Origin of the sequence: Okeania sp. SIO2B3, assembly GCF_010672525.1 — a bacterium.
GTDB lineage: Bacteria > Cyanobacteriota > Cyanobacteriia > Cyanobacteriales > Microcoleaceae > Okeania.
This window is the reverse complement of record NZ_JAAHGH010000012.1, coordinates 1-20,040: the sequence shown is the minus strand read 5'-3', so window position 1 is coordinate 20,040 and position 20,040 is coordinate 1. Positions and strand designations below refer to the sequence as shown.

The 20,040-nt window shown below is 39.6% G+C and carries 25 protein-coding genes and 2 pseudogenes; 24 read left to right on the top strand and 3 right to left on the bottom strand.

Annotation, left to right across the window (positions count from 1 at the left end; all coding sequences use genetic code 11):
- The first annotated feature begins 69 nt into the window (after positions 1-69).
- The 3 genes and pseudogenes from F6K15_RS13130 to ilvC all read left to right on the top strand — a co-directional run bounded on the left by F6K15_RS13130 (position 70) and on the right by ilvC (position 2,568).
- A complete protein-coding gene (locus F6K15_RS13130; RefSeq protein ID WP_363267886.1) occupies positions 70-582 on the top strand; it encodes a pentapeptide repeat-containing protein in 513 nt (170 codons plus the stop codon).
- Positions 583-882: 300 nt separating this feature from the next.
- Positions 883-1,002 (top strand): annotated as a pseudogene (locus tag F6K15_RS13125) (IS701 family transposase); the annotation flags it as partial.
- Between the two features lie 567 nt (positions 1,003-1,569).
- Entirely contained in the window at positions 1,570-2,568 is a 999-nt protein-coding gene (gene ilvC, locus F6K15_RS13120) for a ketol-acid reductoisomerase (RefSeq protein WP_293061430.1), read from the top strand.
- A 966-nt stretch (positions 2,569-3,534) separates the two neighbouring features.
- Here the strand turns inward: ilvC and F6K15_RS13115 are convergent.
- The 3 genes from F6K15_RS13115 to F6K15_RS13105 form a co-directional block, all read right to left on the bottom strand.
- The gene (locus tag F6K15_RS13115) at positions 3,535-5,307 is read right to left on the bottom strand and encodes a R3H domain-containing nucleic acid-binding protein (protein ID WP_293061428.1); all 1,773 of its coding nucleotides are present in this window, start codon (positions 5,305-5,307) and stop codon (positions 3,535-3,537) included.
- 226 nt (positions 5,308-5,533) lie between these two features.
- Positions 5,534-6,757: a circadian clock protein LdpA gene (gene ldpA / locus F6K15_RS13110; RefSeq protein ID WP_293061427.1), complete on the bottom strand. Its 1,224-nt coding sequence runs from the start codon at positions 6,755-6,757 to the stop codon at positions 5,534-5,536.
- A gap of 67 nt (positions 6,758-6,824) precedes the next feature.
- Positions 6,825-7,301: an NAD(P)H-quinone oxidoreductase subunit N gene (locus F6K15_RS13105; RefSeq protein WP_293061426.1), complete on the bottom strand. Its 477-nt coding sequence runs from the start codon at positions 7,299-7,301 to the stop codon at positions 6,825-6,827.
- 748 nt (positions 7,302-8,049) lie between these two features.
- Between F6K15_RS13105 and F6K15_RS13100 the strand changes: the two genes are divergently transcribed.
- From F6K15_RS13100 to secY, 21 genes and pseudogenes are all read left to right on the top strand, one after another.
- On the top strand, positions 8,050-8,277 hold the full coding sequence (locus F6K15_RS13100; RefSeq protein WP_237397077.1) for a transposase: 228 nt from the start codon (positions 8,050-8,052) through the stop codon (positions 8,275-8,277).
- A 495-nt stretch (positions 8,278-8,772) separates the two neighbouring features.
- Complete coding sequence (gene rplC, locus F6K15_RS13095; RefSeq protein ID WP_293061424.1) at positions 8,773-9,456, top strand: 50S ribosomal protein L3; 684 nt, start codon at positions 8,773-8,775, stop codon at positions 9,454-9,456.
- Between the two features lie 171 nt (positions 9,457-9,627).
- On the top strand, positions 9,628-10,266 hold the full coding sequence (rplD, locus tag F6K15_RS13090) for a 50S ribosomal protein L4 (protein ID WP_293061422.1): 639 nt from the start codon (positions 9,628-9,630) through the stop codon (positions 10,264-10,266).
- On the top strand, positions 10,250-10,561 hold the full coding sequence (locus F6K15_RS13085; protein ID WP_287522673.1) for a 50S ribosomal protein L23: 312 nt from the start codon (positions 10,250-10,252) through the stop codon (positions 10,559-10,561). Before rplD ends, F6K15_RS13085 begins: the two co-directional genes overlap by 17 nt.
- Before the next feature lie 64 nt (positions 10,562-10,625).
- Entirely contained in the window at positions 10,626-11,489 is an 864-nt protein-coding gene (gene rplB / locus F6K15_RS13080) for a 50S ribosomal protein L2 (protein WP_293061417.1), read from the top strand.
- A gap of 164 nt (positions 11,490-11,653) precedes the next feature.
- Positions 11,654-11,929: a 30S ribosomal protein S19 gene (gene rpsS, locus F6K15_RS13075; protein WP_124145128.1), complete on the top strand. Its 276-nt coding sequence runs from the start codon at positions 11,654-11,656 to the stop codon at positions 11,927-11,929.
- Between the two features lie 37 nt (positions 11,930-11,966).
- Positions 11,967-12,326, top strand: coding sequence for a 50S ribosomal protein L22 (gene rplV / locus F6K15_RS13070; protein WP_293061415.1), 360 nt, complete (start codon positions 11,967-11,969; stop codon positions 12,324-12,326).
- Positions 12,327-12,374: 48 nt separating this feature from the next.
- Positions 12,375-13,103 carry a 30S ribosomal protein S3 gene (gene rpsC, locus F6K15_RS13065; RefSeq protein WP_293061413.1) on the top strand — a complete coding sequence of 243 codons (729 nt, stop codon included), beginning with the start codon at positions 12,375-12,377 and terminating at the stop codon, positions 13,101-13,103.
- A 65-nt stretch (positions 13,104-13,168) separates the two neighbouring features.
- Positions 13,169-13,582: a 50S ribosomal protein L16 gene (rplP, locus tag F6K15_RS13060; protein WP_293061411.1), complete on the top strand. Its 414-nt coding sequence runs from the start codon at positions 13,169-13,171 to the stop codon at positions 13,580-13,582.
- Positions 13,583-13,588: 6 nt separating this feature from the next.
- Complete coding sequence (gene rpmC, locus F6K15_RS13055; RefSeq protein ID WP_293061409.1) at positions 13,589-13,879, top strand: 50S ribosomal protein L29; 291 nt, start codon at positions 13,589-13,591, stop codon at positions 13,877-13,879.
- Between the two features lie 114 nt (positions 13,880-13,993).
- Positions 13,994-14,242: a 30S ribosomal protein S17 gene (gene rpsQ / locus F6K15_RS13050; RefSeq protein WP_124145123.1), complete on the top strand. Its 249-nt coding sequence runs from the start codon at positions 13,994-13,996 to the stop codon at positions 14,240-14,242.
- Positions 14,243-14,335: 93 nt separating this feature from the next.
- A complete protein-coding gene (gene rplN, locus F6K15_RS13045; protein WP_293061408.1) occupies positions 14,336-14,704 on the top strand; it encodes a 50S ribosomal protein L14 in 369 nt (122 codons plus the stop codon).
- On the top strand, positions 14,705-15,076 hold the full coding sequence (gene rplX, locus F6K15_RS13040) for a 50S ribosomal protein L24 (RefSeq protein WP_293061407.1): 372 nt from the start codon (positions 14,705-14,707) through the stop codon (positions 15,074-15,076).
- Between the two features lie 94 nt (positions 15,077-15,170).
- A complete protein-coding gene (rplE, locus tag F6K15_RS13035; protein WP_293061406.1) occupies positions 15,171-15,716 on the top strand; it encodes a 50S ribosomal protein L5 in 546 nt (181 codons plus the stop codon).
- Between the two features lie 29 nt (positions 15,717-15,745).
- Entirely contained in the window at positions 15,746-16,147 is a 402-nt protein-coding gene (rpsH, locus tag F6K15_RS13030; RefSeq protein ID WP_293061404.1) for a 30S ribosomal protein S8, read from the top strand.
- An 81-nt stretch (positions 16,148-16,228) separates the two neighbouring features.
- Entirely contained in the window at positions 16,229-16,768 is a 540-nt protein-coding gene (gene rplF, locus F6K15_RS13025) for a 50S ribosomal protein L6 (protein ID WP_293061402.1), read from the top strand.
- Positions 16,768-17,124, top strand: coding sequence for a 50S ribosomal protein L18 (rplR, locus tag F6K15_RS13020; protein ID WP_202225083.1), 357 nt, complete (start codon positions 16,768-16,770; stop codon positions 17,122-17,124). Before rplF ends, rplR begins: the two co-directional genes overlap by 1 nt.
- A gap of 51 nt (positions 17,125-17,175) precedes the next feature.
- Positions 17,176-17,709: a 30S ribosomal protein S5 gene (gene rpsE, locus F6K15_RS13015; protein WP_293061398.1), complete on the top strand. Its 534-nt coding sequence runs from the start codon at positions 17,176-17,178 to the stop codon at positions 17,707-17,709.
- A 158-nt stretch (positions 17,710-17,867) separates the two neighbouring features.
- Positions 17,868-18,323 (top strand): 50S ribosomal protein L15, encoded by a 456-nt coding sequence (gene rplO / locus F6K15_RS13010; protein ID WP_293061396.1) that lies wholly within the window; start codon positions 17,868-17,870, stop codon positions 18,321-18,323.
- 59 nt (positions 18,324-18,382) lie between these two features.
- A pseudogene (locus F6K15_RS13005) lies at positions 18,383-18,614 on the top strand (zinc ribbon domain-containing protein); the annotation flags it as partial.
- Between the two features lie 152 nt (positions 18,615-18,766).
- A partial coding sequence (gene secY / locus F6K15_RS13000; protein ID WP_293061394.1) for a preprotein translocase subunit SecY occupies positions 18,767-20,040 on the top strand: 1,274 nt, incomplete at its 3' end.

Genomic DNA, 20,040 nt, shown 5'->3' with positions numbered 1-20,040 from the left:
CAATTTAATATATAAATGATAGTTATCAACTGCTAATCAAGTAGCTCTAAAAATATTAAGATGGAGAAAATGAGTGCAGAGGAATTACTGGCAAGATACGCGGAAGGTCAAAGAGAATTTTGTGATATTGATTTGAGTAATATTGAATTATTTGAGGCTGATTTAGAAGGAATTAATTTAAAAGGTTGTGATTTAACAAGAGCTTATATGCCTTATGCAAATTTGAATCAAGCTAATCTTAAAGGATGTAATTTGCAAGAAGTAGAAATGGGAGATATTAAACTTTATCAAGCTAACTTATCTAATACCAATATTTCCCTGGGAAATCTATCGAGAGCTAATTTGCGTAATGCTAGCCTCAGTGGTGCAAATTTGAATCAAGTCAATTTACAAGGTGCAAATTTATATAATGCTGACCTCACAGACACAGATTTAAGGCATGCAGATTTAAGAAAAGCTAATCTAGAGAAGGCAAAATTAGATAATGCTAAATTGGGATGGTGTAATTTATTTCGAGCTAAAAAAGTTGATTTATCCATGGCAGAATACAACGACACTACTATTGGACCTAATGGGTATTAATTAATTAATAATTAATAATTAATAATTAATAATTAATAATTAATAATTAGGGTTTGCTGAAAAAGTCTTATTGGGTGAGGGGAGGAGACAGGAGACAACCCACCCCTCGCCTCTCCCCCGACCTTGGACTTTGGACTTACGCAAAGACACTATATATAGTGTTGTACCTTACCCGGATTTCTCTATTTGGCGATCGCTTGAACAACAAAATATAAAAACCTTAAAAATCAACCAAAAATTACTATAAATTACTTGGTATCATAGGTTAGTATCAGACCAATTACTTGTCAATACTTTAAGATGAATTTTAATTATATAAAATATTGTCAGTATGTAATAAGAACTCAGAACAATTATACTCTCACAAATCTTGCCGATCATCTGGAAGAAGTTAGCCACGATCAAATTAATCGTTATTTGAAAAATGTTGAAACACGGGGCAGAGATTTTGTTTATCTAAATATCTAGTCTCTGAACTCAAATATCCGGCAATTAAAATGACAGTCATTTAAGTTTTTCTGGATTGTTTAGAATCAGCAAAGCTGGGCGATGGCTATAATTTTTTAGGCGTTAGCGGAGCTTTGCGTCAGCAATCGCTCTATTTTCTATGCGCTATATATAGTGTCTTTGCGTAAATCCTGATACTATTGGCATGGGCCGCAAAATTGATTGGTTTTTCCTCCGGAATGCGCTCGCATTCCCATCCCTCCGCTCCCCTAATAGCTGCCGCACTTGCTCCGCCTTTTCCTGACGGAATGCTCCGCTTTCCATGTCGGCGACAGCCGTTAACGTTTGCGGAGCATTCCGTTAGGAAAGTTATGCGCCAGCAAAACGGGAGAGCGCGGGTCAAGGACCAACGTTGAGATAAACCACCATGACAATGCACCACCACTTGGTTATAGAGTGTAGAGTAGAAAATTTTACCGATATTTGATACAATAGAAGTTTTGCATAAATAATATATAGTTGCTGACAGGAGACAAAATAATGGCCAAAATGTACTATGATACCGATGCCAACCTGGACATCTTAAACAACAAAACTATTGCCATCATTGGTTATGGTTCCCAAGGTCATGCTCACGCGCTAAATCTCAAAGATAGTGGCTCAAAAGTAATTGTAGGACTATATCCAGGCAGTAAGTCTGCCCACAAAGCAAAAGAAGCAGGTCTAGATGTTTACCCAGTAGACAAAGCTGCCGAAAAAGCAGACCTAATTATGATTCTTTTGCCAGACGAAGTGCAGAAAACCGTCTATAAAAACGAAATTGAACCTAATCTCACAGAAGGAAAAATTCTAGCCTTTGCCCACGGCTTTAATATTCATTTTGCTCAAATTATACCTCCATCAAACGTAGATGTCGTTATGGTTGCCCCCAAAGGACCTGGACATTTGGTTAGACGCACTTATGAACAAGGAGAAGGAGTACCTTGTCTATTTGCCATCTTCCAAGATGCTTCTGGTCAAGCACGCGATCGCGCCATGGCTTATGCCAAAGGTATAGGTGGAACTCGCGCAGGTATTCTCGAAACCAGCTTCCGGGAAGAAACTGAAACTGACCTCTTTGGCGAACAAGCTGTTCTCTGTGGTGGCCTAAGTGAATTAATCAAAGCCGGGTTTGAAACTCTAGTAAATGCAGGTTATCAGCCAGAATTAGCTTACTTTGAATGTCTCCACGAAGTCAAACTAATTGTCGATCTCGTTGTTGAAGGTGGCCTAGCAAAAATGCGCGACAGTATCTCCAATACTGCTGAATTTGGCGACTATACTCGTGGCCCTCGCATCGTTAATGACCAAACTCGTGCCGAGATGCGGAAAATCCTAAGCGAAATTCAATCTGGTCAATTTGCCCGCGAATTTGTCATGGAAAACCAAACAGGCAAACCTGTATTTACCGCCATGCGTCGCCAACAAGCAGAACACCCTGTTGAAGAAGTGGGTAAAGACTTGCGCGCTATGTTTAGCTGGCTGAAAAAACACGCTTAATTTTTTGAGTCTAAAGAAGAAGAATTTAAAAAATAACTTTAAATTTTCCACCTTGATCAGAAACCTACATAATTAGTAAAATCTGGGATTATATTTTTCTGTTTGGTGCTTCTAGCAAGAGTGTCAGCAGCAAATTGTCCGCAGACTTTATGGTGTGGTAGCAGGGTAAGCTCAAGCTAAATTAATCTACCAAGATTAAAGTCAATAGCTCTCGCGAGAGAGCATTGACTTAATCAAGGAATAATATCATTTGACATATCCAGGGGTTGAAACACCCTGGATTATGTGGTTAACCCACCACAAATGGGACGGGGCGTTTTAAGTGCGGAAGTAAATTCCGCACGCAGCCCCTCATAAATCCACATTTACTTTAAGCCTATCAACTTAAATAATCCAGGACTTATATTATGAAGATTTCTTCAGCAAACCCTAGATATATCTCATATCATGTCCGGTAGCATCGGAGCGTGTATAAAATTAAGGTGACACTCTTGAGAAAACCTCCTGCCTCCTGCCTCCTGCCTCCTGCCTTCCTTCCACCAAAGTCTAATTATTCAACCGGACATGATATCAAATGGGTTCTATATAAATCAAAAGCCAAAATTCTTTAGTCAAAATTAAAATACCTTCCCTCAAAACATACTTTGATTTTGAGCTTTGAACTTTGACTTTTGAATCTTAATTAGGGCTTGCTGATTAAATATCAAAGCATTGACTGATATTGATTTGCTGCCTTTTTTTGCCTTGAAAAAGTGCAAGCTTTTCGGTTGCTCAAGCTCATGCACGCTAGTATTTTGGGGCGATTATGGCAGAACAATCTTGGGACAATAATTCCTCCTACCTCCTCTACAATTCCCATTTCTCCTGTCTCCTGTCTCCTGTCTTCCCCTCCACCGGAGGGGTTAGGGGTGGGTTGTCTCCTACCCCTACTAAAAGACTTTTTCAGCAAGCCCTAATTACATTCCATTACGCAGGATAAATTCGCAGACGTCGGTTAGGCTCATCTCCAAAACTAGCAGACTTCAAGCGATAATGTTCCACAAGTTCATGCTGCATCTTCCGCACCTTTGGAGACCGTGGCAAAAGTTCCACAGGTTGCCCCTTTGGAATCACAATTTGTTCCACTGCTAACCGTGCTTCCTCCAAAGCCTCCATCTCATCTTCCGAAGCTGAAGCAGCAAACAAATTCAAATCAGCAAATTCAGGAGTGCTAGGATCTTCCATATCCAATAACCGTCGCAATGCCTTAGCAATTTGAGGCAAACCACTATTTTTAATCACATGAATAGGCACATGACGAGCTTTAGCAATATGTCGTAACTTAGATTGTTTCCGGGTATGCGTTCGCAAAGCCAACACCACATCCGCACTATCAATATCCTTAGTCAAAACCACAGGCAAACCCAAAGTACTAATCACCTGTTCCATTTGATGACGTGGAATTGCATAAGGATAAATATGCAAAGGCAAATCCTCACCATTCGGACCCGTCGCCTGAGCTTCCCAACGCCCTGAATTTCCATTAGAAAACATCCCATTTCCCGAGAAAGACTCATCCAATAATTCTTCAAAAGACTTAGACTCAGAAAACTCTACTGGTTGATTAACTTGAGCTTTATTAGGCAATGGCATAATATAACCAGAATCACGAAAACCACTACGAGAAGTCAACATTCCCCCTGACTGTCCCAATAGCGCTCCCGCATTCTGATTAACACCCCCACCCAATCTTGGAGTACTATTATACTCTCGTGTTATCTTCACCTCACCATTCTCATCCACAGTCCTCACTTGTGGATTAGGTTTCTGCCCCCGCAGCAAAGCATCAACAGTATCAGCCACCTGCTCGTGAACTACCCAACGCTGTCTTTCCAACATTTCCACAGCAATTTCAAAAGTTGGCGGCGCTTTACGTTCCAGAACAGTTTTTTGAGAACCCCGACGTCGTGCTTCGTCATCTCCCAAAGTTACAGCCTGAATACCCCCAATTAAATCGGATAGAGTCGGATTTTTTACCAAATTTTCCATCTGATTACCATGAGCAGTTCCCACTAACTGTACGCCACGCTCTGCAATAGTCCTCGCTGCCAGAGCCTCCAATTCCGTACCAATCTCATCAATCACAATTACCTCTGGCATATGATTTTCCACCGCCTCAATCATCACTTGATGCTGTTGTTCCGGGCGAGCAACTTGCATCCGACGGGCACGACCAATAGCAGGGTGAGGAACATCTCCATCCCCAGCAATTTCATTAGAGCTATCAATAATCACCACCCGTTTTTCTAAATCATCAGCCAGCACCCGTGCAATTTCTCGTAGTGCCGTTGTTTTTCCTACACCAGGGCGACCGAGCATCAAAATCGACCTTCCGGTTTCCACTAACTCGCGAATCATACCAATTGTGCCAAAAACTGCCCGCCCTACTCGACAAGTCAAACCAATAACTTCTCCCGTGCGATTGCGAATAGCACTAATCCGGTGTAGCGTTTGCTCAATACCTGCTCGATTATCGCTGCTAAAATGACCAACTCGTTCTATGGAATAATTGAGGTCTTTTCTAGAAATAGGAATTTCGCCCAGGTATTCTGCATGGGATGGAAAACGAGCTTCTGGGAGGCGACCCAGATCCATCACAATTTCGATCAGGTTATTTCGCTGTTGATGTTGCAGTAGAGGCCGTCTAACTTGGTCTGGTACAATTTCTAGTAATCTATTAAGGTCGTCTGTTATCTGCATACTTTGTTAAAAGTGACTTCTATTCTACTGGTGGGTGAGAAAAAAGCTTTTGAGGCAAAAACTGAAACTATGATTTATATCAATTCCGGCGACTGACCGAATTATAAATCTTGAGGGGGCGAGCTTAACACATACATACTGAAGTTTAAGCGTTTTTACCCTGATTTCAACCCGCCTTCTATTTCCATGTTGGTATCAAAGAAAATTCTCTTATGGAAATTCATTACTAATTCCTCATTTTACTTAGATCCGATTTTTTGATTTGGGAAACTAAAGAGTTCGCTAAACTGACTGCTTCCCAAAGAAGTTCCGGTAAAACTTCCAGCTTTGTTAGCTGGGAATCATTAGTGAGTGCTTTGGCATTAGCGGTAGTTGTACTGTAGACAGATTCAATTGCCTGCAGCTGTGATTTGTGCATTTTTTCTAATTTTTCCAAAATTGGTGACAACAAAACGCGGGCATAGCTACCATAAGCTACACCAGAAACAAATCTATTTTCCGGAATATAAGTATTTAAATTTTTAGTAGATTTTTCTTGTTTGTTATTCTCAGAAGCTAGCAAACCTTTAGCAACAAGCTTGGCTACAGTAGAATTATTTGTGCCTCCTGCTAGCTGTACATACCCTGGTAGTTTTGCATTCAAAACCTTTTGACTCAATGCGATCGCAGCCATTGTGCTACCTGCCCCAATATCTCCACTCATCGGTTTACCATCAGTTTGCCAGATTAGAGCGCAAGGAAGAGGAGAAATAATTTCATACAAACTTTGTAAATATTCTACTAGCCCTTCTCCATCAGGGCAACTAATAGCAATTAGTTTTAATTGACTTACCCAAGGTTTTATGCTTTTCCAGAGTCGCCTAAAATCAGTTTCTCTTCCCACTTGAGTATGAATTTCAATGGCATCTACACCAGTCTGCAATACTAATGATGCAATAGAAGTAGGAGTGGATACATAAGAGCGAGCCTGTATTAGCTGCTTAGGACATACAGACAAACATCTTCCACAACCGTAGCAAAGTTCATCAATAACCCCTGAATTACCAGAAGTTATAGTATCTCTATCTTCCGAAAAAACTATAGCATCTGCCGGACAGACTCTCTCACAAGGTCGCCAGCAGTCTGTGGGGCAAACAGTAGGGTCAAACTCAGCTTTCCGGAAATGAGGATCTTCTCCATCATTGATACTGACCATTATCCATGGTACTGTTTGGTAGCCAAATCCCTGACTATTGGCCCAATGTTTGAGAGCCCTTGCTACCTGCAAAGCCTGCCCAGCAGAAGCGATCGCCGCTGGATCGGCAGCCACATCAATACAATCCGCACCTGCCAAAGTATAAGCTAATGTTAAATTTCTTACTGTTGGCAGATGTTGAAAGCTGGCCCCACAGATCAACTTGAACCAGTGGCCTTTTTTTAGGGAAATTAGGGGATAATAGCGTTCTCTCACGCTTATATAGTAGCCTTTAGCTCAAAAAAATTTGAAGTACAATGAATAATGTTAGCTTAAAAACTCTTTAGCCAGGTACCAAAGCATCTTGAAGTGGTGTCCATCTAAAGAAGCGATCGCCTCCCATTTCTACTATCACCTTAACTCGTGGTTCTGATTTAGGTAGGACAGTTAAATACTCAATTTCTTGACTAGATAGAATCTGGCCTTCTATAATCCACAGAACCAAACCCTTAGCTTTAGGTGGTAATTGTTCCAATCGATAGCTAACAATTGGCGGTACATAGTAAACATAACCAACTGCTGGGCCATTACCTGTACTTTTCTTACCTAAGTGAGGAGGTCTGACTCCATGCACCCCTGTCAGATACATGGCCAAATCCCCAAGACCTCTAGCAGTAATATTGTGACTTACATAGCCAGAAGCCCTTAAACGACGTTGATAACGCCCTTCAAAACCTCCTTCCAAAGGAACATAAACGGCCAAAGACCCAGACTTCTCCAAATCTTTAATCATTCCTCGACCAGTAGTAATTAGTGCCATGCTCAATCTTGTCCCTAATTTTTAAATTGTAGGTGGTTATATCTGGATTATAGTTGTTTAAATCAAAGATACTTGTCTTCCTAGCAACCTGAAAAAAAAATTATTTAAACTACTAGACAAGTCTTAGTAAATACTATATAATTATATATTGTCGCCGAAAAAAGTGAAATACTAGGTAAGTATGACCTATGTTAACTCCTATCGGGGTTGTACCAAGGTTAATAAACGATTACTTAGCTATCTATTTCAACTCTAAGAATGAAGAAATAGTCAGTTTTGTAAGTTTCTACACTTCCTAGAAAAAAAAGGATACTGATTAGCAAGCTACTCAAGTCCTGGCGACAATAAAGCTAAGAACTAGAGCTAAAGACAAAAAGCTAAAAAATAATAGCTGGTAAATATAAATATTATCGTTGTTATTAAACGATGATATCTTATTGTCATGCAGAGTATTAGTTCTATAAATTCTCTAGTACTTTAAGAGAAAAAATTAGCTACATCGCCGAGAAGCCTCACGCCATATTTGAAAAATTGGTGTGAGATGAATCGGTGGTAAATTAATTGGATTCGATGTCCAAGTCCAATTGATTGACAATGCCATTCTGGAGTTTTTCACCATTATTTAATTTAAAAATTTCTGTTTCTGGTGGGAAAATCAAGCTTAAAACTTGGGCAATCAACTGGATGGGGACAAATTCTAACTATTTTAACTGTCAAAGCTGAAAATGCTGGATAGAAGACTATAGCTGTGAATCCTCAAAAGACCAGCCAAAATTGTTCAAATTGTGGTAAAAAAGTCCCCAAAAAATTATCAGAAAGAACTCATTCTTGTGCCAATTGCAGTGTGATTATTGACTGCGATTTGAATGCAGCAATAAATATCAAAAATAGGGCGGTAGGGCATTCCGTTCTTAAAGCTTGTGGAGTCCGACGCAATAGCGGGACTGGGAAACGAGAAGCCCACACCATACCTTAAGGTTGGCGTGGGAGTATGTCACAATCAAGACTAATACAAGCTTAAGTCATTAGTTAAATCTAGCAACGCTACTGGTTTAATACTAATAATATGTTTAATTCTGATGTTATTTTAAAAAGCATCAAAGTTGATCATAAACTTGGTTAAAGCAGTAAAACCTATCCTAATACAATCAAACAGAAGTTAACTATTACTAACAATAGACTTAGGGCGATCGCTCCTAAGAAATAGTGATGAAATTAACCACTGTTGTAATTAAGATATAGGGATAAGTTTAAACTATTATTTATGTGTAAATAATATGATTTATTAATTATTAGGTACAAATCTGTTAAAAAAATCAATTATTTCAACTAAAAAGCGTTTCCTGACGGAATGCTCCGCAAACAGATACCTAATACAAATTTTTAGGCTGATAGCTAATAGCTGATAGCTGACAGCTAGTAAAAAAAACATTATTTTTGTAGTGCATAAATAAAGTATAGGAGAGCGACAGTGGTAGTTGGTATCCTTGGGAAAAAACTAGGCATGACACAAGTATTTGAACCTGAAACAGGAGCAGCAATTCCTGTAACAGTAGTACAAGCTGGTCCATGTGTAGTAACCCAAATTAAAACCGAACAAACAGACGGTTATACTTCAATTCAAATAGGATATGGAGAAGCCAAAAATAAAACCCGTCAACTCAATATCAAAGAACCAAAAGAAGTTAATAGGTATTTGACTAATGCTCAACAAGGACATTTAGTTAAATCTGGTGGTATTCCCTTACGTCATCTACGAGAATACAGAGTAGAAAATACAGGTAACTTTGAACTAGGTCAACAAATAAAAGTCGATCTATTTGAAGCAGGCCAACTCGTTGATGTCACAGGAAAAAGTATTGGTAAAGGCTTTGCTGGCTATCAGAAACGTCATAACTTTAGACGTGGACCAATGGCTCACGGTTCCAAAAACCATCGTTTGCCTGGCTCCACAGGTCCAGGAACAACACCAGGGCGTGTTTATCCAGGTAAGAAAATGGCAGGACATTTAGGAAACGTGCGAGTCACTACTAGAAAACTCAAAGTCGTGAGAATAGATACAGAAAGAGACCTATTGCTGATCAAAGGAAGCATTCCTGGTAAACCAGGCACATTAGTCAGCATTGCTCCAGCCAACATAGTAGGTCAAAATTGAAGAAGGCAGAAGGCAGGAGGCAGGAGGCAGAAGGGAAAATTGTATGGGAATAGAAGGGCGACCTTCCACTCCGCGTCTACTCACCCCAAAGAATTTTAAGCACCGCGGGTGACGGTGGGGTATTAAACCCATACATAAAGGAAAAGAAAAAAAAATTTTTGAGAAAAAAAGATGGTTGATTGTATCATAAAAAACTGGCAAGGTGAAGAAGTTGGACAAGCAACTCTCAACTTACGAGTAGCAAAAGAAGAAAGTGCAGCCCATGTTGTTCATAGGTCCTTAAGACTACAAATGGCGAATAACCGCCAAGGAACAGCCAGCACAAAAACAAGAGCAGAAGTCAGAGGTGGAGGTCGTAAACCTTGGCGACAAAAAGGAACAGGTAGAGCAAGAGCAGGTTCCATCCGTTCCCCTCTATGGCGTGGTGGTGGTGTAATTTTTGGTCCTAAACCAAGAGACTACTCCCATAAAATGAACCGCAAGGAAAAACGTCTAGCACTCAGCACTGCCTTCCAAAGTCGTTCAGAAGACTTAATTGCGATCGAAAATATTTCCGAGCAATTAACAAAACCAAAAACCAAAGAATTAGTCCAAGCGATCGCTCGTTGGGGAGTAGAACCAGAATCTAAAGTTCTGCTGGTATTAGAAGAGAAACAAGAAAATGTATATCTGTCAGGTCGTAATATTGCGAAACTGAAAATCTCTCTAGCTAATAACTTGAATATTTACGATATTCTAGAAGCAGATAAAATCATAGCTACAGCAGCAGCAATAGAGAAAATTCAGGAGACCTATGGGGATAAAAGTTGATTCACGAGACTTAGTGGATATAGTAAAATGCCCAGTTGTCACAGAAAAAGCTACTAGATTAATGGAACTAAATCAATACACATTTGATGTAGATCCAAGGGCAACAAAGCCAATGATCAAAGCAGCAATAGAACAACTATTTGAAGTAAAAGTAATAGGTATGAATACCCTAAATTTACCAAGAAAAAAGAAAAGAGTAGGTAAATTTCAAGGCTTCAAACCTAGATACAAAAGAGCAATTGTCAGCTTAGAAGATGGAGAACCAATTAGGAAAGTTCTATTCCCAGACCTCTAAGAAAACTAAACTAAATTTAAAATCTTTAAATCTGTAAAATCTCAAGTGGCATAGAAAATTAATTATGGGTATTCGTTCCTATCGACCCTATACTCCAAGTACCCGAGAACATAGTGTATCAGACTTTGCTGAGATAACTAGCTCAAAACCAGAAAAGTCCCTGGTAAAAAACAAGCATAGACGAAAGGGTCGTAACAACCGTGGTGTAATTACCTGTCGTCACCGAGGTGGAGGTAGCAAGAAACTATATCGTGTTATCGACTTCCGTCGTAACAAACATAATATTCCGGCCAAAGTCGCATCAGTAGAATACGACCCGAACCGGAACGCCAGAATAGCACTACTACATTATCAAGATGGAGAAAAACGTTATATCCTTCATCCTGTAGGATTAAAAGTTGATACATCTGTTATTTCAGGCATCAACGCTCCCATCGAAATTGGCAACGCCTTACCTCTGAGTCAAATTCCTCTGGGTACAGACGTTCATAATGTAGAACTTGTTCCAGGAAAAGGAGGACAAATAGTCCGTGCTGCTGGTGCCGCTGCTCAATTGGTGGCAAAAGAAGGCGAATATGTAACAATCAAACTCCCTTCTGGCGAACGGCGTAAAGTCAGAGCAAGTTGCTACGCCACTATTGGCCAAGTAGGCAACATCGATCATCGAAATATCAGCTTAGGAAAAGCAGGTCGGAACCGCTGGAAAGGTAAAAGACCAACAGTTAGAGGTAGTGTGATGAACCCAGTCGATCACCCTCATGGTGGTGGTGAAGGCCGGGCACCAGTCGGTAGAAGCGGACCAGTTACTCCTTGGGGTAAGCCAGCATTAGGTCTGAAAACTCGTAAGAAGAAAAAACGGAGTGATGCTTTAATCGTACAACGTCGTCGTAAATCCTCTAAACGAGGTAAAGGTGGACGGCAAAGCTAAAATCAGTCTGTGGTTGATGATCGATAAATATTAAATTATTGTGCATCAACTTGAGTAATTCTGACAGCAAAGAAGTTGAAAACACAAGAGTTAGGAAAAGAAGCCTTGAAATCCTGGTTAACTTCTCTAACTTGAATTGTATTAAATCAATCATAAATTTAATTATGGCTCGATCATTAAAAAAAGGACCATTCATCGCAGATCATCTATTGAAAAAAATAGAAGACTTAAACGAGAAAAATCAAAAACAAGTAATTAAAACTTGGTCAAGAGCTTCAACTATTATTCCTGATATGGTGGGTCATACGATCGCAGTACATAACGGACGGCAACACGTCCCTGTTTTTATATCCGATCAGATGGTAGGCCATAAATTAGGGGAATTTGCACCGACGAGGACATATCGAGGTCACGGCTCAGATAGAAAGTCTAAAAGATAAATAGAAAACTTGTTGAAATTGATAATTGGAGAAAGGTATGCCTGTAGATACCAGTGCAGAAGTAAAAGCAATAGCCCGTTACATCCGAATGTCTCCCTTTAAAGTGCGACGTGTACTTGATCAAATTCGCGGCATCTCTTACCGCAAAGCATTGATCATACTTGAATTTATGCCATATCGTTCCTGTGAACCTGTGCGTAAAGTATTGCGTTCAGCAGCAGCGAATGCCGAGAATAATCAAGGAATAGATCCAGAAACCTTAGTTGTATCCAAAGCTTTTGCAGATCAAGGGCCTTGTTTACCACGCTACCGACCCCGCGCTCAAGGTCGTGCTTACAGAATTCGTAAACCTACTTGTCATATCACAGTTGCAGTAGCTCCTGTAGTTGATAAGTAAGGGAAGGAATTTGAACGATTAGATGACATTAATTTAAGTATAGAAGTAATGGGACAAAAAATACATCCAATTGGTTTTAGATTAGGCGTAACCCAAGAGCATCGCTCTCGTTGGTATGCCGATGCTAAAAACTACCCAGATCTGTTGGAAGAAGACCACAAAATTCGTAAATATGTAAAGCAAACTCTAACCAATGCAGGTATCTCTCAAGTCAGAATTGAGCGAAAGGCAGACCAGATAGACTTAGAAGTTAGCACTGCTAGACCAGGTGTAGTGGTTGGTAGAGGTGGAGCAGGTATTGAATCTTTGAGAGTAGGTTTACAACAACTTTTGGGTAGCAACCGTCAAATCAGAATCAACGTTGTTGAAGTTACAAAAGTAGACAGTGATGCCATGCTTCTTGGCGAGTACATTGCTCAACAACTAGAGAAAAGGGTTTCTTTTCGTCGAGTTGTACGCCAAGCTATAACTAGATCTCAAAAGGCTGGCGTAGAAGGCATAAAAGTGCAGGTAAGTGGAAGAGTCAATGGAGCAGAAATCGCTCGTACCGAGGTAACAAGAGAAGGTAGTGTGCCATTGCATACATTGAGAGCGGATATTGATTATGCCTACTGTACTGCTAAAACAATTTACGGCATCCTGGGGATCAAGATTTGGATCTTCAAAGGAGAAATTATTCCTGGTCAAGAAGATGTGGGAAATGCTCAAGTAAATCAACCAAAACGTAGACAACAAAAACGTCGTCAGCAATATGAAGATAGGTCTAACGAAGGGTAAATAACTATCAAAGCATTTAACTGACTTTCTAGGAAAATACTAAATTAAGCACAAAATAGTAGACTATGTTAAGTCCTAAAAGAACAAAATTCCGTAAACAGCAACGCGGACGAATGAGAGGTAATGCAAATAGTGGCAATAGCATTGCCTTCGGTGAATTTGCTCTCCAAGCATTAGAACCTTCTTGGATTACTTCCCGTCAAATAGAAGCTTCTCGTCGTGCCATGACTCGTTATATCCGTAGGGGTGGGAAAATTTGGATTCGTATATTTCCAGATAAACCCGTGACAATGCGAGCAGCAGAAACCCGTATGGGTTCTGGTAAAGGTGCCCCAGAATATTGGGTGGCAGTAGTTAAACCAGGGCGTATTATGTTTGAGTTAGGTGGGGTTGCAGAAGAAATCGCTCGCGAAGCTATGCGTTTAGCATCATTTAAGTTGCCAATTAAGACTAGGTTTATTACACGCGATGGAGATTAATAATCTATGCCTTTTCCTAAAATAGAAGAAGTGAGGAATTTGAGTGATGACGAGCTTGTTGCTGAAATAGTTAAAACTAAGCGAGAATTGTTCAATTTACGAATGTTAAAAGCTACCGGAAGATTGGAAAAACCTCACTTGTTTAAACACAATCGTCATCGACTGGCTCAATTGTTAACAATAGAAAGAGAACGAGAATTAGAAAAAGAAGCAGAAGCTTCTACTCAAGAAGTAGCAGAATCAGTTTCCAACCCATCTTTAACTACCAGTGTTGAAGCAGCAGATGACACAGAATAAATTAAAACTTTAATAAGTGTTGCAATTAGTAAATTATTAATTGTTTACATTGTATTAAAAGTATTTATCGGGAAAATTAAAGAACACTTTATTATTCATAAAACAAGGAAAATTATGGCAGCTAAAGAAAGAGTAGGTGTAGTTGTCAGCAACAAAATGGACAAAACAATAGTGGTGGCGATCGAAAACCGCTCTGCTCACCCGAAGTACGGCAAAACAGTTGTGAAAACTAAAAAATATAAAGTTCACGACGAAGAAAATAAATGCAATGAAGGCGATCGAGTTCGGATTACAGAAACTCGTCCAATGAGTCGTACTAAACGTTGGCAACTTGCTGAAATCCTCAACTCCAAGATTAGTTAATGGTTGGTTTTATTGGCCTTTGTAAACCTATGAAAATTAACAAATCAATTAACTTTAATTCCAACACATCTATCAAACATCACAAAAACAGCAATGATTCAACAACAGTCCATATTAAATGTAGCTGATAATAGCGGTGCCCGAAAATTAATGTGCATCCGTGTAATAGGTGGTGGCAATCGCCGCTATGCTCGTATAGGTGACGTTATAATAGCTGTAGTCAAAGACGCATCTCCTAATATGGCTGTCAAAAAGTCAGATGTAGTGAGAGCTGTTGTTGTCCGTACTAGGAAAGGTTTACGTCGAGAGACCGGCATGAGTATTAGATTTGACGATAATGCAGCAGTAATTATTAACCAGGATGGAAATCCACGAGGAACTCGTGTATTTGGTCCAGTAGCTCGTGAATTACGAGATAAAAATTTTACTAAAATCGTATCCCTAGCACCGGAGGTACTATAAATGGCTTCTAAAAAGAAAAAACCTCAAATGAGCGCACAGGGAAAACCTATACGCTATAAAATGCACGTTAAGAAAGGTGACACAGTTCAAATAATTGCCGGAAAAGATAAAGGCAAAGTAAGCGAAATTATGAAGGTGTTGCCAAAAGTTAGCAAAGTAGTAGTGAAAGATGTTAACGTCAAAACAAAGCACGTTAAACCTCAGCAAGAAGGAGAGTCAGGTAAGATTGTTACAATTGAAGCTCCGATTCACAGTTCTAATGTGATGCTCTACTCTAGCAAAGAAAAGGTAGCTAGTCGCATTTGTTATACATTTACAGATGATGGTCGCAAAGTGCGAAAGCTCAAAAAAACAGGAGAAATTATTGATTAATCATAAGTAAATAATGGTTAAAATTAGTAAATTAAAGACCAGAATTAAACCACTATTTACTGGATAAATTACTAAACTAATAGTTACCAAAACTATGGCAGAAAGACTAAAGAATTTTTACCAAGAAAAAATTGTTCCCAAAATGATGGAGCAATTTAAGTATAAAAATATTCACCAGGTACCAAAACTGGTTAAAGTAACATTGAACCGGGGTTTAGGGGAGGCATCTCAAAATGCTAAAGCTCTAGACTCATCAATCAAAGAAATAGCTACAATTACAGGCCAAAAACCAGTAGTAACTAGGGCAAAAAAAGCGATAGCTGGCTTTAAAATCCGTAACGGAATGCCAGTAGGAGTTATGGTGACTCTACGCTCTGGAAAAATGTATGAATTCCTAGACCGACTAATTAATTTAGCATTACCTAGAATTAGAGATTTTAGAGGCATAAATCCTAAAAGCTTTGACGGTCGAGGCAATTACAGTTTAGGCATAAAAGAGCAGCTAATTTTTCCAGAGATAGAATATGACAGTATTGACCAAATTCGAGGAATGGACATTTCAATTATTACTACAGCTAACACTGATGAGGAAGGCCGCGCCTTACTTAAAGAAATGGGAATGCCCTTTCGGAATAATTAACTTAAAGTAGTTAAGGAAAAAAGGAAAAAATGGCGGCTAACGACACAATATCAGATATGTTGACGCGAATTCGCAACTCCTGCATGGCGCAACATACAACCACAAAAGTTCCAGCAACAAAGATGACTCGCAGTATTGCCAAAGTATTGAACGAGGAAGGTTTTATTGGTGGATTTGAACAAGAAGGTGAAGGTATTAAGAAGTTCTTAGTAATTTCTTTAAAATACAAAGGCAAAAATCGACAACCGATTATTAGATATCTGAAACGAGTTAGTAAACCTGGACTCCGGGTCTATAAAAATCGTAAAGAATTACCACGAGTTTTAGGTGGAATAGGAATAGCTATTATTTCTACATCTAGTGGAATTATGACTGATAGAGAAGCTAGAAAAAGAGGCATCGGAGGAGAAGTCCTTTGTTATGTTTGGTAGTGAACAAAATGAATCAATAGCTATTCATTAACCCACAGAAAACAATATCTAGCAACCTTATATACATATACAAAGAAAGCTATGTCTCGAATTGGTAAACTTCCAATCAAGATTCCCAAAAAAGTGACCATTACCATTGATGGTCAAAAAGTGACAGTAAAAGGCCCGAAAGGTGAACTTTCTAGGGTGATATCGCCAGAAATAGCTGTTGAAGAGCAAGAAGACACTATTGTGGTTAAACCACGAACTGAAACTCGCCGTGCTCGTCAGCAATATGGCCTATCTCGAACTTTAGTTGCCAATATGGTCGAAGGCGTATCAAAGGGATATGAAAAGCGACTACAGATTCAAGGAGTAGGATATCGTGCTCAAGTTCAAGGCAAGAACTTGATCTTAAACGTAGGTTACAGTAAACCAGTAGAAATGCCTCCTCCTGAAGGTATTCAGGTGGCAGTAGAAAATAATACTAATGTAATTGTTACTGGCATAAATAAAGAATTAGTAGGAAATACTGCTGCGCGAATTCGTGCTGTTCGTCCACCAGAAGTATACAAAGGCAAAGGCATTCGCTATGCAGGTGAAATGATTAAACTCAAAGCAGGTAAATCAGGTAAGAAATAATGAAGTATACTCGTAAAGACTCCGTTAGAAAGCGGCATCGTCGGGTGCGAAAAAAGGTCTTTGGTACATCAGAACGCCCTAGGTTGTCAGTATTTCGCTCAAATCTGCATATCTATGCTCAAGTAATTGATGATACTAAACAACATACCTTAGTTGCAGCATCAACTGTAGAACCAGAATTAAAATCAAGTTCAGGAGCTAACTGTGATGCTTCTGTGCAAGTAGGAAAATTAATTGCACAGCGATCGCTGGAAAAAGGAATAGAAAAAGTAGTTTTCGACCGTGGTGGAAATATCTATCATGGCCGTGTAAAAGCTTTAGCTGAGGCAGCTCGTGAAGCTGGATTAGACTTCTAGATAATTAGTAAAGTTACACACAAAAAATGAACTTGACAAAAGGTAACAACTATGGCAGAACAACAGCAGCGTCGTAAAAAAAATAACCGTACAAAAGAGAAAGAAAGTGAATGGCAAGAAAGGGTTGTCCAAATCCGCCGAGTCACTAAAGTTGTTAAAGGTGGTAAAAACCTGAGTTTCCGAGCTATTGTTGTCGTAGGCAATGAAAAAGGTCAAGTAGGCGTCGGAGTAGGTAAAGCAGCAGATGTTATAGGTGCTGTAAAGAAAGGAGTTGCGGATGGCAAAAAACATATGATTGAAGTCCCTCTGACAAAATCTAACTCTATTCCTCATCTTGTAAATGGTTTTGGTGGTGGAGCTAAAGTTATCATGCGTCCAGCAGCACCAGGTACGGGAGTTATTGCGGGAGGAGCTGTGAGAACAGTTCTGGAACTAGCAGGTGTTCAGAATATACTAGCCAAACAGCTAGGGTCTAATAATCCATTAAACAATGCTAGAGCTGCTGTTAACGCCTTATCCGCTTTGAGAACATTGGCCGATGTAGCTCAAGAAAGAGATATGCCTGTGGAACATCTATATGCTTAGTCCTATAGCAGGCAACAGGGAACATGGAATAGGCAACAGGTAACAGGCAAAAGTTTTAAGCACCCCTGTTGATGGTGGGTTATAAAACCCGCAAAAGAAAAGATAAAATTTGAATCTTGATCTTAATGGCAAATTCAAAGGTAGCAAGATAAAACAATATGAGATTAAAAGATGCAATTCCTAAAAAAGGTTCTCAGAAACGCCCTCGTAGATTAGGACGAGGCATATCAGCAGGTCAAGGTGCAAGCTGTGGTAAGGGGATGCGCGGTCAAAAATCTCGGTCTGGTAGCAGTACTAGACCCGGTTTTGAAGGTGGTCAAAATCCTCTTTATCGTCGCTTGCCAAAGTTAAAAAGCTTTCCGATGGTAAATCGGAAAAAATATACAATTATCAATGTTGGTAAGTTGGCATCATTACCAACAAACACAGAGGTAACTCTTGCCTCTCTCATGGAAGCGGGAATTATTACAAGTAATGATGGACCGCTCAAAGTCCTCGGAGATGGAGAGTTGAATGTTGCACTAAATGTTCATGCTATAGGATTTACAGCTACAGCTCGTTCCAAAATAGAAGCAGCAGGTGGTAGTTGCCAACAAATAGGCTCGAACAAATAAACTTTCTAGTTTTTTTCAGGTTATCAAAATCTTGGCAGAAGACCAGCGCTATCCTGTAAGGGATCGTAGTAGAAAAATCACCTCTAAATATTTAGAAAATGCGATTGTCCTGAGTGTGGTGTTCACCATGATCGAGACATAAATGCAAGTAAGAACATTTTGGCTGCGGGACTCGTAGTGTCAGTCTGTGGAGCGACTGTAAGACCCAAAGGGAGCAAATCCCGGAAGGCGGGTGCTAAGAAGCAGAAAGCCCCTATCAGTGATGTTAGGGAATCCCCCGCTCTCCTGTAAGGGAGTGTAGGGATGATGTCAACTCAAGTAGAGTATCAAAAGCTTTAGTTGAAGAAAAACCTTGGTTCTCAAACAAATAAAATCTCTAGAAGCGGAGGATTCTACCTAATTTTGCTAAAATCAAAAATATAAAATATAAATCTCAAATAAATATGGACATTAGTAGAGACAAGTCACCAACTGCTCAAGAAACATTCTTGCAGATGGCCCAAGCAGCAGGCTTGCGGGGGCGACTGCTAGTGACAATAGGTTTACTTCTTTTGGTGCGTCTAGGTGTGTACTTACCAGTACCAGGAATAAATAGAGGAGCTTTTGAAGCAAGTATCGGAGATCAGGCTTTAACTGGATTTCTCGATCTGTTTTCTGGTGGGGGTTTCTCGGCATTAGGTATTTTTGCATTAGGCATCATACCTTATATTAATGCTTCAATCATCATTCAATTGATGACAGCAGCCTTACCAAGTTTAGAAAATCTGCAGAAAAATGAAGGAGAAGCAGGACGTCGTAAAATTTCTCAAATCACTCGCTATGTGGCCTTGGGTTGGTCAGTGTTACAAAGCTTTGGTTTAGCAATATTTCTGAATAGTTCATCTGCAAATATCAATGGATCGTCGGTAAGTGTCGCGATTAGTCCAGGGCCTCTATTTATTGCTAAGACTATTTTAGCAATTACAGCAGGTTCTATGTTCGTGATGTGGATATCCGAATTAATTACAGAAAGAGGAATAGGTAATGGAGCATCATTGTTGATATTTGTCAACATTGTGGCTGTGTTACCTCAATCACTAGGCGACACTATTAAATTGTTTGAAGGAGGAGACCGTGCTATTGTCGGTCGTGCAATTATTCTGCTTCTGGTATTCCTAGTAATGATTGTGGGCATTGTCTTTGTACAAGAGGGAAGCCGGAGAATTCCTATACTTTCAGCTCGTCGCCAGGTAGGTAGAAAACTTTATCGGGAAACAAAAAGCTATTTACCTTTACGATTAAATCAAGGTGGAGTAATGCCAATTATCTTTGCTTCTGCCGTTCTTATATTACCTGTATCCTTAGCTCAGTTTGCCAATAATCCAGTTTTATCTCAGATTATTACTTCTATAAGTCCTAGTGGCCCAACTCCTTGGCTGTATGCTCTATTTTACTTTGTTCTAATTCTATTCTTCAGTTATTTCTACGCTTCCCTAATTATGAACCCAGTGGATATGTCGCAGAATTTGAAGAAAATGGGGGCAAGTATCCCAGGTATTCGCCCAGGTAAAACTACCAGTGATTATATAGAGAAAGTTTTGAATAGGTTGACTTTCCTAGGAGCTATTTTCCTTGGTTTAGTAGCAATTATCCCTACGGCAGTAGAAAGTGCGACTCGTGTACCTACTTTTAGAGGATTAGGAGCTACCTCTCTATTAATTCTAGTGGGTGTAGCTAA